Here is a 231-nt window from a genome sequence, read left to right as displayed (position 1 = left end):
CCCGCTGGGCCCCTCTGGCCCTGGCCATTGAGGTCAGCACGGCGCTGCCTGCCGCATTCGCGGGCGAGGGCATCCATATTCGCGCCCAACCCCTGGGCACGGCGCTGAGCCAATTGGGGCAGCAAACGTCACTGCAAGTATTCTTCAGCCCCGACCTGGTCGCGGGCAAGCAAGCGCCGTCGGTGGACGGCGACCTCTCGCCCGAGCAAGCCCTGCGCCAATTGCTGCAGG

1 protein-coding gene is annotated in these 231 nt (G+C 68.4%); it reads left to right on the top strand.

Annotated elements, in window-relative coordinates; genetic code table 11:
* Positions 1–231, top strand: a 231-nt coding sequence (locus AC0L3U_RS40365; protein WP_473365266.1) for an STN domain-containing protein, incomplete at both ends; no start/stop codon positions are given.

Source organism: Bradyrhizobium sp. Kon69 (assembly GCF_055807515.1).
Note: the sequence above shows the minus strand (reverse complement) of the source record. Positions and strands in the feature narration are given on the sequence as shown.